Origin of the sequence: Vallitalea guaymasensis, assembly GCF_018141425.1 — a bacterium.
GTDB lineage: Bacteria > Bacillota > Clostridia > Lachnospirales > Vallitaleaceae > Vallitalea > Vallitalea guaymasensis.
Genome location: NZ_CP058561.1, coordinates 5,439,136 through 5,455,091, shown reverse-complemented (window position 1 = coordinate 5,455,091; position 15,956 = coordinate 5,439,136). Strand labels below are relative to the sequence as shown.

Sequence of the window (15,956 nt, the reverse complement as noted above, 5' to 3'; positions counted from 1 at the left end):
TGGGGGAGAGATATGAAAACCAAAGAGAATCATAGGTCAAAGATAAGTTTGTTGATAACTTTTCTAGCAATATTCGCGGTATTAGCTACAATAGTATCAACTGTAATAGCATTAGGTAGTAGTGATTTCTTTATTAAACTGAGCGTAGGCTGTTTTGTAATTCTATTGTTTGCAATGTTATATGTATATATATACTTTTTTAATAAAGATTTGTTTAAGCATAAAAATAGAATATTACTTTATACTTGTATTTATATAATACTGATGATTGTTGTAGTTTCCATGAATAGACTGCCTTATCTTCTTATACCAATTCCGATAGCTGGTATGCTGATAGCTATTATGATTGATAACAGATTAGGAATTATGACAAATATTTTATTGACTATAGTAGGTTTACTGGTAAGTGGTAACGGTATAGAGTTCTTTCTGTTCTATACAATTTCCGGTACACTATCTTGCCTAGTGATAACCCAGGCTAAGAAAAGAAACAAGATTGTTTTCGTATCAGGGTATTTATGTATTGTTAATATAATTTTGGTAGTGCTTATAAACCTTTATCAGAACGGTAGTTTTTCTGATTTTAATGTTACTGACTTATTTTATGGCGTTCTCAATTCCATATTCTCAGTAATAATAACTATAGGTAGTTTGCCTTTATGGGAGACATTATTTGATGTTTCTACTCCATTAAAATTACTAGAATTAACTAACTCAGATCAAAAACTGATACAAAGATTATTGTTAGAGGCTCCAGGTACATATCATCATAGTCAAATGGTATCTAATTTAGCTGAAACAGCAGCTAATGATATAGGTGCAGATGCATTATTGGCTAGAACAGGAGCTCTATACCATGATATAGGTAAATTAAAGAATCCTATGTATTTTACAGAGAATCAGGATGGCGTTAATCCTCATGATGAATTAGACCCTGCTGCAAGTGCTGAGATAATAATTAATCATGTAGAATATGGAGTTAAGCTTGCAATAGAAAATCATCTGCCAAAAACAGTTAGAAGTATTATTAAGCAGCATCAAGGGGATACTTTAGTTAAATACTTTTATTTTAAAGCAAAAGATAATAGTGATGGTTTTGATGTTGATGAAAATGACTTCAAATATTCTGGACCAAAACCACAAACAAATGAAGCTGCTATAATCATGTTAGCTGATTGTACAGAAGCTTATATAAGGTCTTTACCAGAAAACAAAAGAAATCTATCGAATATTGAAAAATGTATAGAAGAGATTATAAACAATAAATTTGCTGAAGGGCAATTGAACGAATGTAATCTGAAAATAAAAGAACTACCTATTATTGGCAATTCTTTCATGAAGGTGTATAATGGATTATACCATGAAAGGGTAAAATATCCAGATAACAAAGTAGGAGGAAATGAAGTTGTCGATAATAATAAATAATGATACCGAACAAAACTTTAGTAAAGAATATGCAGATATAATAAATAAGGTAATTGCTGTCTCATTGGACCAAGAAAAATGCCCATATGAAATAGAAGTAAGCGTAACAATAACCAATAACGAAGAAATAAGAAAAATCAATAGAGAACATAGAGATATGGACAAGCCGACAGATGTATTATCCTTTCCATTAATAGATTTTACTAAGCCAAGTGAATTCGATGATATTGATGAAGATAATGACGAATGGTTTGACCTTGATACAGGAGAGCTTATGTTAGGTGATATAATAATATCCCTTGAGAGAGCTTATGAACAAGCTAAGGAATATGGACATTCAATCGAAAGAGAAATTGGGTTTTTAACAGCTCATAGCATGTTACATTTAATGGGGTATGACCATATAATAAATGAGGAAGAACAAGTTATGAATGCAAAACAACAACAAATCTTAAATGAAGTAGGTCTTAAACGATGAAAAACAGACATTTAACCGATAGTTTTAGATGCGCCTTTAGAGGTATATTTCAGGCATTTAAAACTGAGCGAAATTTTAAACTTCATGTTTTAGCAACGATTATTGTATTGTTGCTAGCTTGGTATTTTAATTTTACCAAGTGGGAATATATAATACTTGTTATAACCATACTCATTGTTATGATAACTGAATTGTTGAACACTGCTGTGGAGTATACAGTAGATTTAGTATGCGGTAACAAATATAATCAATTAGGCAAATATGCAAAAGATATTGCTGCTGGTGCAACTTTATTAGCTGCTTTTGGTGCAGTGATCATTGGATGTATATTGTTTATACCTAAAATATGATATATATTTTATAAATATAGGTTTGGAATTTAATTTTACTAAAGAAGGGTATGAAATAAAATGAATAAAGTACTGAATAAAGTAATGATAAAAGCAATTATACTGGTAATGATTTTAACAATGTCCACAGTAACAGGTTGCAAGAAGAAAGTATCTGATACTAGTGTAAATGAAGATAACCAGGCTGAAACCAATATAACAGATAGTGAAGAACAAGAAAACAATGATACAACAGATATTGAGGATAATGAGGAACCACAAGAAGTAGAAGAAGTAGTGAACAACCATGAAGGTGAGGTAATTAATACTTTAACTGGTCAATGGATAAGTGAGGAAGCAGCAAATAGAAGACCCATTGGGATAATGATAAACAACCTGAAAGCTGCAATGCCTCAAAGTGGTATTGCACAGGCTGATATAGTATATGAAACACTTGTTGAAGGTGGTATTACAAGGTTATATGCTATTTTTAGAGATTTTGATGCAGAAAAAATTGGTCCAGTCAGAAGTGCTAGGCATTACTACTTGGATTTTGCTTTTGACCATGATGCCATTTATGTTCATTACGGCAAAAGTACTTATGCGAAGGATAAGTTCAAAGAATGGAACTCTCCTCATATGGATGGACTATCAGGTTTGGATGCAGTTATGTGTTATCAAGACCCTACAAGAGTTAGACCACATAGTACATATACAAGTTATGATAAATTATTGAAAGCATGGAAACAAGTAGGTTATAGAGAAACAAATAAAGAAGACTTTGAAGCCAAATTCAAGTTTTCAGAAGAAGAAATCAATCTAACTTCAGATATGGAAGCTACCTATATAGATCTACCATATTCTCATTATGAGCAAAAACCATGGTTTGAATATAATGAAGAAGATAATTTATATTATAGATTCCAATTTGGTGGTAAGCATATAGATAGAGAAACTGATGAACAATTGAAATATAAGAATATCATAATACAATTTGCAAACATATGGACAATAAAAGGTGATAAATATGGCTGCATGAATATGACACTAGTGACTTCAGGTGAAGGATATTATATCACTAATGGAAAAGCTCAGAAAATAACTTGGAAGAAACCATCTCACTATAAACCAACATTGTATTATAATGAGAATGGTGAAGAAATAAAATTAAACAAAGGCAAGACTTGGGTATCAGTATTTCCTAAGAATAGAAAAAGTAAAATTACTTTTACTAAATAAATTCTAAGTTTAAGTTAATGTATGAAAGGATATGATATTGTATGAATTATAGCGAATTAGTTAATGAAGCTATGAAAGCTAAAGAAATGGCATATGTTCCATACTCAAAATTCAAAGTAGGAGCTGCTGTTGTTACAAAAGGTGGCAAAATATATACTGGATGTAATATAGAAAATGCTTCATTTGGTGCAACAAATTGTGCTGAAAGGACTGCGCTATTTAAGGCGGTATCAGAAGGAGATAGAGAATTTGATGCTATTGCAGTAGTTAGTTCAAGTGGAGATTTCACACCTCCATGTGGTATCTGTAGACAGGTACTAGCTGAATTAATGCCAGAAGGTAAAATTATCTTAGCCAACAATGATGGAGAGACTAGAGAATACATGGTTGAAGATTTATTACCTGTAAGATTTGAATTATAACTATAATTTTTGATCATTATTAATAAGATTGATATAAAAGCTATAGTATTAGTCAACAATATAAGCTGATACTATAGCTTCGTTTATTTTAATAATTACATAACTTATATAAATTATAATGTAAACTTAATTTGAAAAATGTAAAATTATAGTATAAAATATATTAGATATATTTTTTTTTGAGGTGTAAAGATGAATAGTTTGAAGCAAAAGAGAAAAGGCAAGAATTTAGCAGTGCAGGGTGCAATACTAGCTTCTGCTGGTATAATAGTAAGGCTAATCGGATTTGCTTATCGTATTCCATTAGTAAATACAATAGGTGAGGAAGGTATCGGATGCTATAGTAAGGCATTTGATATATACTCATTTGGATTGATTATATCATCCTATGGACTTCCATCTGCTGTATCTAAGCTTGTATCTGCTAGGATGGCTGTAAAAAAATATAAAGAAGCCCATAAGATATTTATATCTGCATTATGTATAGCACTTCTTATTGGGTTGATATCAGCAAGTATAATGTTTTTTGGTTCGTCATTATTGGCTGATCTGGTTTATAGTGAAAAATCTAAACATGCTATTAGGGCTCTATCACCAACATTACTTATTTTCTCAATCATGGCTGTTTTGAGAGGATATTTCCAAGGTATGAATACAATGATACCTACAGCTATATCACAAGTCATAGAACAGATTTTTAATGCTATTTTTAGTATAGTTCTAGCTAGTATATTATTTACTAGGGGTTATGAATGGGGAGCTGCTGGTGGAACATTAGGAACAGGAATTGGTGCTTTTGCAGGATTATTGACCTTGATTGGTATTTATTTCATGTCAAGAAAATTATTCTTAAAAAGAGTTCGTAAAGATACTAATTCCGATTCAAGTATTACTCATTTCAGTTTTGGAAAACTGGTTGTTTTGACTTCAGTACCTATTATAATTGGAAGTGCAACTTTTCATTTTACTAACTTAGTAGATATGTTTATGTTTAATGATGCTCTTCGTTTCCACAATTATACCCAAGAAATGTCAGATACTTTATACGGTATACTAAATGGTAAATATAAGATTATTATTACTTTACCAGTATCCATTGCATCAGCATTAGCTGCTGCTACAATACCAAGTATTACTACATCAATAGTATTGAAAGATAAAAAGCAGATTAAAAGAAAAATAAATATGGCTATTAGATTTACCATGTTCATAGCAATTCCATCATGTGTAGGTATATTTATATTATCAGAACCTATAATAAGAATGCTATTTGGTATCAGCAATCTTGAAAAAGCTTCATTGTTGCTTAAAATAGGTTCAATTTCAGTTGTGTTTTTTGCTTTATCAACAATATCCATTGGGGTTTTACAAGGAATGGATAGATTAAGAGTACCTGTAATAAGTGCTGTGAAATCATTACTTATCAAAGTTGTTTTCAATGTAATACTTTTATATGTATTTGATACTAACCTAATAGGAGCAGTAGTCACTAATATTATATTTGCATTTAGTTCAGCGTTCTTTAATATGAGAGCTATCAAGAAATATACAAGAATGAAATTTGATATAAAGAAAACGTATGTAATCCCTACTATTTCTGCACTAGTAATGGGGCTAAGCTGTAATATTGTCTATACTTTATTTGGCGCAATGAGAATAGGCAATACAATTTCCACATTGATATCAATTTTAGTAGGAGCATGTGTATATCTAATATTGTTAATAAAACTAAAAGGTTTGGATAAAGAGGAATTATATTCAGTACCTAAGGGTGAATCACTAATTAGATTATTAACTAAGATGAGATTATTGAAATAATCTATTTTATAGAAAAATTCTTAAAAAATGTATAAAATTAATACTTATTGTAAATACTTATACCAAAAATACTCGTAAGGAGTGATTTTGGTGAGAAGTAAGAAAATATTTGTTATAGCTTCGGTAATTTGTATTATTGCTATAAGTATTATTGCAGTAAATAGATTTTATGGATACATTTTCAAAGATGATATTACGGATAAACAAGATGATGAAATAGTACTTGATAATAACATAGAAAAAGATAATATAAAGAATAAGGTTTTTGAAGATAATAGAGAAGACTTAATTTCAGGAGATAATTATTTAGACATTAAAGAGAAAATAACTGATATCGAACCAATAGCAAGCAGTAATAATAATGAGGATGTAATTTCTGTAGATACTGTGAAAGAGCCTAAGATCATGTCTTCAACACGTATAGAATATCAAAATTATTATACGTTAGATGATAAATTAGAAATTGAAAAAGAGATTGAACCACCATACTATATGATAAATCTGACTAGAGAACAAATGGAGGAGTTTTATCCTGAATTTCAATTAATAGCTTTTTCTCCAGAAAAGGTTATACTGAGAAGAATAATCGAGGATCGTTCTGATAAGTATTATATTATTAAAAGACATAATACCAATATTGGAGTATTTCATGATTACAGAGATAAAGGTGAAGACATCGAACTAGATGAATATCTACGAGATACAATTGACATACCAGTCAATGATTTGGTTTGGGAAGAACAGGAAAAGCTCAATAATGGAATCATTGTATATGGTGAAGAGGAACTGTCACAAAGTCTAAAGAAATTATGGCAGTTATACAGATTGAACCAAAGTGGTAAATATATTCTAAAAGAATACAACGGTGTCATGGGAGTATTTTACGATTATAAACAAGACGAAAAATACTCATCTGATTTAAAACAAGATAAACTGAATAATCTATTAAAAGACTATTTAAGAAAAGTTATTGAAACGCCTGTTAGCGGTTTGGAAGAAGAATTGATGAATAAGTTAAAAGAAGGAATAACTGTTAATAGTGAAGTTGAGCTTATAAGGTTATTAGAAAATTATACAAGTTAATTACAGGAATCATTCATGAATTTTTACTATAAAGAAGGTCTATGAGAATTATAATTATGGACTTTCTTTTTTATATTATAGGAGAAGGATGAAAGTTTACAGTAATTGTTAATTATGATACACTAATCTATATTAACAACATTAAGAGTATTTTTTTGCTGGTCGGGAATGTGGTCATGCTTATTAGAATTAATAAAATCTATTAGGAGAAGGTGTTTTAATGATTTATGTAAATAATAACAATGAATTTCATCTTACAACATCAAATACTAGTTATATCATAAAAGTATTAGAGTCCAATCACTTATCACATTTATATTATGGACGTAAAATAAGAAACAGGGATGATTTTAGTAATTTATATCATAATTATGTAACACCAGTTGGCAACGAGACTAATTATAGTAAAAAACATGAACATTATTCTTTGAATACCACTACATTGGAGTTATCAACTTATGGTAAGTCTGATTATAGAGAGCCTTCATTACATATAGAGTTTAGTGATAATTCAAGAGTAAGTGATTTTCTATTTCATTCATATAAAATATATGAAGGTAAAAAAGATATAGAGGGATTACCACATACTTTTCAGAACGAGGACACTGTTACGTCATTGGAGATTAAGTTATATGACCAAGTGATGGATGTATATGTATTATTACAGTATTCTGTTTTTTATGATAGAGATGTCATTACAAGAAGTATAAAAATTATTAATGGTGAATCAGGTAGGATTAAAATTGTTAAGGCAATGAGTTTTAATATTGATTTTGATAATTGTGATTACGATTTAATAACTCTTGAAGGAAAATGGATCAGAGAAAAGCATATACAAAAACAAAGACTTAATAAAGGAGTATACTATATTAATTCAAAAAAATTCACTTCAAGTTCAGATCTCAATCCTTTTATGTGTTTATCAGAGGCTGATACTACAGAAGACAATGGTTCCTGTTATGGTTTTTCTTTATTATACAGTGGCAATCATCAAGGGTTATCAGAAGTTAGTCCTCATAATCAAACTAGGGTACAGATGGGAATTAATCCATTTGATTTCAGCTGGCTGTTAGATAAAAAAGAGGAATTTCAAACTCCTGAAGTGATAATGACTTATTCAAAAAATGGAATAGGAGGTATGAGCAGGAATTTTCATGATGTAATTAATCATAATCTAATACCGGTGAGATGGCAATTCAGAAAAAGACCTCTTTTAGCTAATAGTTGGGAAGCAGCATATTTTGATTTTAATGAGAAGAAGTTGTTAAGACTTGCAAAAACTGCAAAAGAACTTGGCATGGAATTATTTGTACTAGACGATGGTTGGTTCAAAGGACGTAATGATGATACAACTAGTTTGGGGGATTGGGTTGAAGATAGAAAGAAGCTACCTAATGGCCTTGAAGGTCTTAGTAATAAAATTAATGAAATGGGATTAGGGTTTGGATTATGGGTAGAACCTGAAATGATATCACAAGAGAGTGATTTGTATAAAAGACATCCAAGTTGGGCTATAAAACTTGAAAATAGAGAACCATCACTTGGAAGAAATCAATTAATGCTGGATATGGCTAATCCTAATGTAATAAATTATTTATATAAACAACTTAGCAGCGTTTTCAGACGGGGAAAGGTCAAGTATGTAAAATGGGATATGAATAGGTGTGTAACTGATGTTTATTCTTCATATCTACCAAAACATAGACAAAAGGAATTGGCACATAGATACGTGTTGGGATTATACAATTTACTGAATAGATTGAAAACGGATTTTGAGGATATATTATTTGAAAGTTGTGCTAGTGGTGGTAATAGGTATGATTTAGGAATGTTATATTATATGCCCCAAACATGGGCAAGTGATAATACTGACCCTGGTGAAAGAATGAATATTCAATATGGTTCATCGTTAATTTATCCACTAAGTACCCTTGGAGCTCATGTTGGTTCTAATCCTTCACATCAAGTATTGAGACAAAACAGTATTGAATCAAGATTCAACGTGGCTTGTTTTGGATTATTGGGTTATGAACTTAATTTGAATAATCTTTCTAACTTTGAGAAAAAGGCTATTAAAAAACAAGTGGAGTTTTATAAGAAACATAGAAAGTTATTACAGTATGGTACATTCTATAGAATTAAATCACCATTTGAAACAAATTATGCCATATGGATGGTAGTTTCTAAGGATAAAGAAGAAGCCATTGTAGGCTATTATCAAAAACTGCAAGAAAGCAACAAAAGTTTGGAAACCATTAAATTAAAAGGTTTAGAAGAACAGTACATGTATCATCTGGAATCAAGGGCACAATTTATGAATATAGAGAGATTTGGTGAATTAATCAATGATTATGTACCTTTTAATGTGAAGACCAACGGGGTAAGAGGAATTATACATAAAACAATATCTGATAATTATATGTACAAAAATGATGTTCAAAAGGTAAATGAGTATGGTGATAGCTTGATGTATGCTGGATTAAAGCCTTTACAACAATTCAATGGAGCTGGATTTGGTGATCAGGTAAGATATATTGGAGACTTTGGTTCAAGAATTTACTACTTAAAAAAAGTTGAAGTCATGGAAGAATAATACATTGTTTATAAAATATCCTTGCATTCATATAATAAATAACTTAAAATAGTTTTATTATATGATGTGAGGTTTTTTTATGGCTAAAAATAAGATTGTTATTATTGGTGGTGGAGCTTCAGGGTTAGTTGCAGCAATTGTCGCAGCAAGAAATGGAGCAAAAGTTACCATCTTAGAAAGAAAAGATAGAATTGGGAAAAAAATACTGGCTACAGGGAATGGTAGATGTAATCTAACCAACATGCACTGTTCTAGTAAATATTTTCATGGTGGAGATAAGGATTTCATTACAAATATATTAGAGCAATTTGATGTAAATAAAACACTGGAGTTTTTTAGTGAATTAGGTATATATCCTATTAATGTTGATAGTGGAAAAGTTTATCCTAATTCATTACAAGCAAGCTCGGTATTGGATGTACTAAGACTTGAAGTAGATAGATTGAAAATAAATATAGAATGCAATGCTGAAGTTACTAAGATTGAGAGAAGTAATAACTTTGTCGTATATACAAAGGATAAAAAATATTATGGTAATAAAATCATTATAGCAGCAGGAGGGAAATCTTCTCCTGACCTAGGCTCTAATGGTAGCGGATTTACATTAGCTAAATCTCTTGGACATACTATTAAAAAGCCCATACCTTCTTTGGTTCAGCTTAAGTCTGGTGCTGATTTCTTGAAACAAATAAAAGGTGTCAAAATAAATGCTTTGGCTAAAATAATAGATGAGAATAATGAAATAATGCGGAAAGAATACGGAGAAATATTGTTTACAGATTATGGTATATCAGGTCCACCTATTTTACAAATTAGTAGAATTGCTTCTGATTATCTTAATGATAATAAGAGAGTTAGTGTAGATATTGATTTCTTTCATGACTTATCAGAAAAGGAATTGGATCAAATTTTGCTTAAGAGGTTGACTTCTATGCCTAATAAAACTATTCAAGAGAATTTTATAGGTTTCATTAACAAAAGATTAATCAATATAATTATAAAAGAAGCGGGAATAGCAATGAATAAAAAATCTGCTGACATTAAAAAAGAAGAAAGAAATAAGCTTGTATCTATTTTAAAAAAATTCTCATTGATTATAACTGGAACCAATCAATGGAATCAATCACAAGTGACTGCAGGTGGTATCATAACAAGTGAAATAGATGAGGTTACTCTAGAATCAAAGAAAGTTAAAGATGTATATCTTGCAGGAGAGGTTATAGATGTAGATGGTGATTGTGGAGGGTATAATTTGCAATGGGCTTGGAGTTCGGGGGTTGTTGCAGGTATGAATGCTAGTAACTAACAGTCGCTTAGACGGTATAGGAGGAATATTTCGTCAGCTAATTAAACGTCCATGTTCATTAAATAATAAAAAGACATCGAGTCTTATTATTATTTCTGACAGTCCAGTTGGGCTGCCAGATTAAATGCTGAGTTCGCCGTCCATGGCTCACTGCTCCATATTCCCCCTATACCATCTAAGCTCTGTATTCCATGTATATGAATTAGTGGTAATTTATTGATAAGTTTTATAGAAAATTAAGTCATGAAAGGATAAGTTAGATGTTACGACTACAGCAAGTTAAGTTTGGTCTTGATCATAATGAAAATGATATTTATAGAAGAATAAGGAAAGAATTAAAGATAAATGAGGATGTTAAGTTTTCTTATAGGATTGTGAAGAAATCTATTGATGCTAGGAAAAAGAATGATATAAAGATAGTTTATACTTTTGATATAAAGATTGATAATGAAGATAAAATATTGGCTAAGAAAGGGAATCGTTCTCTTTGCTTTGTTAACAACAAGAAATATGAATTTCCTAATAGAGATGCTAGTTTTGTGGATAGACCAATAATAGTTGGATCTGGTCCTGCAGGACTTTTTTGTGGGCTAGTTTTGGCTGAGAATGGCTATGAGCCTATTATCCTTGAGAGAGGGCAGGATATGGATAATCGTGTGAAGGATGTGGAGCGATTTATAGCTACAAATGAGCTTTCTACCAAGTCTAATATTCAATTCGGTGAAGGTGGAGCTGGAACTTTTTCGGATGGAAAGTTAAATACTATGGTTAAGGATAAATTTCTTAGAAATAGAAAAGTACTAGAGGAATTTGTTGAATGTGGAGCTCCTGAAGAGATATTATACTATAATAAGCCTCATATTGGTACTGATTATCTTAGGAAAGTCGTAAAAAACATTAGAAAGAAAATTATTGATTTAGGTGGAGAGGTAAGATTCAACAATCAAGTTACATCTTTGTTAGTTGATGAAGGTTGTATAGCTGGAGTAGTTGTTAATGATACAAGTGAGATAAAGTCTAGGAATGTTATTCTTGCAATAGGACATAGTGCAAGAGATACGTTTACCATGTTAAAGGATAATAATATACTTATTGAAAAGAAACCATTTGCTATTGGGCTTAGGATTGAGCATCCTCAAGATTTAATTAACAGGTCACAATATGGAAATAGTTATGAACATAAGAACTTACCAGTTGCTGATTATAAATTAACACATCATTGTAATAATGGAAGAGGAGTATATTCATTCTGTATGTGTCCAGGAGGGTATGTTGTCAATGCTAGTTCAGAAGAGGGTAGAGTTGTTACTAATGGTATGAGTAATTTTCTAAGAAATGCTAATAATGCTAATAGCGCACTCTTGGTCAATATAACTCCAGAAGATTTTTTTGAGGATGATGTACTTGCAGGTGTGGCTTTTCAAAGAAAATGGGAAGAATTAGCTTATATTGCAGGAGGCAGCAATTATAATATTCCTGTTCAGCAATCAGTAGATTTCATGAATAATAAAATATCAACAAACATTGGTGATGTTCATCCTTCCTTAGGTGATAAAGCAACCCTTTCTAATCTTAATGATTGTTTACCTAATTATGTTTGTGATGCCATAAAAGAGGGGATTAAAGCTTTTGATAAGAAAATCAAGGGATTTGGAAGAGAAGACGCTATTTTATCAGGGGTTGAAACCAGATCTTCTTCGCCTATAAGAATTATTAGAGATAAGGATTACGAAAGTAATATAAGAGGATTATATCCTTGTGGAGAAGGTGCAGGTTATGCAGGTGGTATCATGTCAGCTGCTATGGATGGAATTAAAGTTGCTGAAGCTGTAACAAATAGGACTATAAATAAATAGTTGATAAAAGGTGCTGTCGGATACATTTTTGGAGACGACAGCACCTTTTAATTTTAACGTTTTAATTTAATTCAATGTTGTCAGTGATATAATAACTGTACCCTTTTTTTGTATAGTATCTAGAGATTTTTTTGCGCAATTTTTTGTTGGAGGTATATTCAATAATATATACATTTACACCATTTTCATTAAGTCTATCAATGTGATTTAATAAGAAATCACAATCTTCTTTATCGTTTTCAATCAATTCATTATTATCAAAGTCAATTTTACTGAAAATAGATTCATGGTTAACACCATAAACCAAATTAGAAACATCAATATCATTATCTAGGGATTCATTGAAAAATTCATATCCACCATTAGCAATAAGAGGTAGATTATATTGTTTGTTCAGACGTGTTATTATATCCAACAAAGCATTATATACCTCGTCATTATTATATACATAATAATTATCCAAATTATCTAGGAAAAAACCGTCAATACCTTTATTACACAAATCTTTGGCAAGAACATCTACAATGTAATTACGGCATTCTTCGTTGGTCAAATCCAGCCATTTTTCTTCAGGCCAATTTTCATAATCATCTAAAGTCATATCTTTAAAATAATTATAATAGGGGCGAAAATCTTCGATTGATCCAATATTAAGATAGCTGTATACCTTAACATTTTCTTTATGTAGAGTTGATATCTGTTCATTATCATAATAGAAAGCATCAATAACAATTTCATCAAAATCAATAAAATCATTCAATGATTCGGGAGAAGAACCAATGAAAACTCCATAGGAATTATTAAACAGTGTGCTAGTTGAAATACAATATAGGAAACATGGAATCACTAATATTAGGGATAATAATCTTGTCATATAAACATATCCTTTCGTTTTTATTACGTGAAGCTTTCATAAAACCCTAAGAAACATCAAAAAACGACGAAATTAATTTACAAAAAAAGTTTACAATGATATAATACATTATAATTATTAATATTATAATAGATTTAAAAACAATTAAGAACAAAAATAAAATATCTAAATAGTTAACAATAACAACTTATATTTATTTTAACAGAATAATAATTATTGTTAAAGTCTTTTTATCAAATATATTCTAAGTAATTGTCTTTATAATATTAAAAGCTAAGGAAGTGTTTCATGAAAACATCAGGAAAAGTGTTAATAACTGGAGGATATGGATTTATTGGTTCTCATGTAGCTGAAAGATTCAATAAAGAAGGTTATAAAGTTTATATAATAGATGACTTGTCATCTGGTAGGGCAGACAATATTACAATAAAACACAAAGGATTCAATTTGGATATAATTGATCAAAAGTGCGAAGAAATATTTAGAAGCAATAGATTTGATGTTGTTGTTCATCTTGCTGCAGTAACAGAGAGTCATGAGCTTAACGAGTCATTAAATGAATACACAAAGTCTAATGTTCTTGGTTTATCAAATATATTGGAGCTTTCATCAAAATATAACGTATCTAAGGTTATATTTGCCTCTTCAGTAGATGTATATGGTGATAAAGGTAATGGACCATATACTGAGGAAATGAAAGTCATGCCACACACTTCTCTTGGTATAAGTAAAGAAGCAGGAGAAGGATATTGCAATTATTATAGTAAACGGTATAACCTTGAAACAGTAATTCTTAGAATATCTAATGTATATGGTCCAAGACAGCCAAAACAAAATGGAACATTATCAAATATTTTACAAAAAGTTTCAGATGATGATACAAATTTAGTTATAAATGATAAAGGTTATGAAACAAGGGATTATATTTATGTTGAAGATGTAGCTTTTGCCATTTATGAATGTGCTATAAGAAAATGCCAAGGCACATTTAACTTGTCTACCAATACAGAAAATAGTCTTAATGATATTATGAAGTATCTAAAGAAAGTTATGAATATTGATAATGTAACTTATATAGACTCTGTCAAAAACATTGGTCAACATAGGTTAGATAATTCATTATTGATTAATACAGTAAATTGGGAACCCAAGTATTCTTTGGAAGAAGGCTTGAGAAAGACTTTGGTTTGGAATAAAATCCATAATGATGGAGCAGAGGATATTACTGAAACAGAGGTAGATAATACAGAAAAAAACAGTCATAAAATATTACCCTATCTTGAAAATTTGATAGGATTTATGATTGTTGCTGTTTTTTCTTATATGCAGCTATTGCATGAAAATACAGCGTACAGTTATAACTGGGATTATAAGCTTATTTATATTATACTAATTGGAATTGTTTATGGTATAAAACAAGTAAGTATTGCAATAGCTCTAAGCTGTTCATTGCAGATAGTATTGTATTTATATACTGGTAGAGATATTATTTCATTTTTTTATAATGTGGATAATATCGCTCATCTATCAATTTATATACTTATTGGCCTTATTATAGGTTATGTTATTGATCGTAAAAACAGAGATATAAGATTTAGTAATGAGGCATATGATCAGTCAATTGAAGATTATTCTTTTCTTAATCAAATATATGACCGTATTCTCATACAGAAAAACAAATTGGAAAATCAAATTATTGATTCCAATGATAGCTTTGCCAAGATATATGAAACTACAGCAAAATTGGAAAGTGTTGAAGTAGAGGATATATATACAGGAGCTATCAATGTAATTGAGAAAATAATGAAAACAGATAGAGTCACTTTATATATATTAGACAATACAAAAAATTTTATGAGGTTAGTAGCCAAGTCAAAAAAACTGGGTAAAAGTATTCCAGTTTCTGTTAAAGTCAGCGATTATACCGAAATACAAGATGTTATTGAGAGTAAAAGTGTTTATGTTAATCGGAAACTCAAACCTAATATACCTATTCTTGTTTCACCCGTATATGATAATGAAGATGTAGTTGGTATCGTATCAATACATGATGTTGAATTTGAAGAATTATCGTTATACTATGAGAATCTATTTCATGTAGTTATGAGACTTATTTCCAGTTCATTATCAAGAGCTTATCGTTATAAAGAAGATACAAGATATATAAGATACAAAGAGGATACTAGATTTCTTCAAGGAGAAGCTTTTTACAATTTATTAAAAAGTAAGGAAAAAGCTCGAAAAAGTTTTGAAATAGATTATATGGTATTAACAGTAGATTATTCTATAGATAAGGCAGATGAAGATTATTATAAGTTATTGTCAGGTAGACTTAGTAAAGTTGTTAGAGAAACGGATTATTTATGTATGGATGAAGATGATAATATCTATATCCTGTTATCCAATATTGACCAAGAGGATGCTGGGCTTGTTATAGAGAGGTTTAGGAAGAATGGTATATATGTAACTATTGTTGAAAGCGAAAAACTCTTAAGTGCATAACCATATACCCTTATGATGAGAAGTAAAATAA

Annotated in this window: 12 protein-coding genes; 11 read left to right on the top strand and 1 reads right to left on the bottom strand. The window is 30.1% G+C overall.

The annotated features are described in order from the left end of the window. The first annotated feature begins 12 nt into the window (after positions 1-12). The 10 genes from HYG85_RS23555 to HYG85_RS23510 all read left to right on the top strand — a co-directional run bounded on the left by HYG85_RS23555 (position 13) and on the right by HYG85_RS23510 (position 12,549). Positions 13-1,425, top strand: coding sequence for an HD family phosphohydrolase (locus HYG85_RS23555; RefSeq protein ID WP_212691677.1), 1,413 nt, complete (start codon positions 13-15; stop codon positions 1,423-1,425). Further along, positions 1,406-1,903, top strand: coding sequence for an rRNA maturation RNase YbeY (gene ybeY / locus HYG85_RS23550; RefSeq protein WP_244971254.1), 498 nt, complete (start codon positions 1,406-1,408; stop codon positions 1,901-1,903). Before HYG85_RS23555 ends, ybeY begins: the two co-directional genes overlap by 20 nt. Beyond that, positions 1,900-2,253: a diacylglycerol kinase gene (locus HYG85_RS23545; RefSeq protein WP_113674937.1), complete on the top strand. Its 354-nt coding sequence runs from the start codon at positions 1,900-1,902 to the stop codon at positions 2,251-2,253. The genes ybeY and HYG85_RS23545 overlap by 4 nt, the downstream gene beginning before the upstream one ends. A 60-nt stretch (positions 2,254-2,313) precedes the next feature. After that, complete coding sequence (locus HYG85_RS23540) at positions 2,314-3,471, top strand: DUF3048 domain-containing protein (protein ID WP_212691675.1); 1,158 nt, start codon at positions 2,314-2,316, stop codon at positions 3,469-3,471. A gap of 41 nt (positions 3,472-3,512) precedes the next feature. After that, positions 3,513-3,893 carry a cytidine deaminase gene (locus HYG85_RS23535; protein WP_113674939.1) on the top strand — a complete coding sequence of 127 codons (381 nt, stop codon included), beginning with the start codon at positions 3,513-3,515 and terminating at the stop codon, positions 3,891-3,893. 192 nt (positions 3,894-4,085) lie between these two features. Then, a complete protein-coding gene (locus HYG85_RS23530; protein WP_113674940.1) occupies positions 4,086-5,711 on the top strand; it encodes a putative polysaccharide biosynthesis protein in 1,626 nt (541 codons plus the stop codon). A gap of 90 nt (positions 5,712-5,801) precedes the next feature. Next, complete coding sequence (locus HYG85_RS23525; RefSeq protein WP_212691674.1) at positions 5,802-6,794, top strand: hypothetical protein; 993 nt, start codon at positions 5,802-5,804, stop codon at positions 6,792-6,794. A gap of 220 nt (positions 6,795-7,014) precedes the next feature. Further along, a complete protein-coding gene (locus HYG85_RS23520; protein WP_212691673.1) occupies positions 7,015-9,387 on the top strand; it encodes an alpha-galactosidase in 2,373 nt (790 codons plus the stop codon). A gap of 79 nt (positions 9,388-9,466) precedes the next feature. Next, positions 9,467-10,693 carry a BaiN/RdsA family NAD(P)/FAD-dependent oxidoreductase gene (locus tag HYG85_RS23515; RefSeq protein ID WP_212691672.1) on the top strand — a complete coding sequence of 409 codons (1,227 nt, stop codon included), beginning with the start codon at positions 9,467-9,469 and terminating at the stop codon, positions 10,691-10,693. 260 nt (positions 10,694-10,953) lie between these two features. Further along, positions 10,954-12,549, top strand: a complete 1,596-nt coding sequence (locus tag HYG85_RS23510) for an NAD(P)/FAD-dependent oxidoreductase (RefSeq protein WP_212691671.1) — start codon at positions 10,954-10,956, stop codon at positions 12,547-12,549. Between the two features lie 61 nt (positions 12,550-12,610). Here the strand turns inward: HYG85_RS23510 and HYG85_RS23505 are convergent, their stop codons facing one another. Beyond that, positions 12,611-13,423 carry an endo alpha-1,4 polygalactosaminidase gene (locus tag HYG85_RS23505; protein ID WP_212691670.1) on the bottom strand — a complete coding sequence of 271 codons (813 nt, stop codon included), beginning with the start codon at positions 13,421-13,423 and terminating at the stop codon, positions 12,611-12,613. A gap of 288 nt (positions 13,424-13,711) precedes the next feature. Between HYG85_RS23505 and HYG85_RS23500 the strand changes: the two genes are divergently transcribed. Beyond that, positions 13,712-15,925 carry an NAD-dependent epimerase/dehydratase family protein gene (locus HYG85_RS23500; RefSeq protein WP_212691669.1) on the top strand — a complete coding sequence of 738 codons (2,214 nt, stop codon included), beginning with the start codon at positions 13,712-13,714 and terminating at the stop codon, positions 15,923-15,925. Positions 15,926-15,956: the final 31 nt, after the last annotated feature.

What these genes read in the sequence shown, in the direction of transcription:
- HYG85_RS23555 (WP_212691677.1), top strand. Translation starts at nt 13, where the DNA reads ATGAAAACCAAAGAGAATCATAGGTCAAAGATAAGTTTGTTGATAACT.
- HYG85_RS23545 (WP_113674937.1), top strand. Translation starts at nt 1,900, where the DNA reads ATGAAAAACAGACATTTAACCGATAGTTTTAGATGCGCCTTTAGAGGT.
- HYG85_RS23540 (WP_212691675.1), top strand. Translation starts at nt 2,314, where the DNA reads ATGAATAAAGTACTGAATAAAGTAATGATAAAAGCAATTATACTGGTA.
- HYG85_RS23535 (WP_113674939.1), top strand. Translation starts at nt 3,513, where the DNA reads ATGAATTATAGCGAATTAGTTAATGAAGCTATGAAAGCTAAAGAAATG.
- HYG85_RS23530 (WP_113674940.1), top strand. Translation starts at nt 4,086, where the DNA reads ATGAATAGTTTGAAGCAAAAGAGAAAAGGCAAGAATTTAGCAGTGCAG.
- HYG85_RS23520 (WP_212691673.1), top strand. Translation starts at nt 7,015, where the DNA reads ATGATTTATGTAAATAATAACAATGAATTTCATCTTACAACATCAAAT.
- HYG85_RS23515 (WP_212691672.1), top strand. Translation starts at nt 9,467, where the DNA reads ATGGCTAAAAATAAGATTGTTATTATTGGTGGTGGAGCTTCAGGGTTA.
- HYG85_RS23510 (WP_212691671.1), top strand. Translation starts at nt 10,954, where the DNA reads ATGTTACGACTACAGCAAGTTAAGTTTGGTCTTGATCATAATGAAAAT.
- HYG85_RS23505 (WP_212691670.1), bottom strand. Translation starts at nt 13,423, where the DNA reads ATGACAAGATTATTATCCCTAATATTAGTGATTCCATGTTTCCTATAT.
- HYG85_RS23500 (WP_212691669.1), top strand. Translation starts at nt 13,712, where the DNA reads ATGAAAACATCAGGAAAAGTGTTAATAACTGGAGGATATGGATTTATT.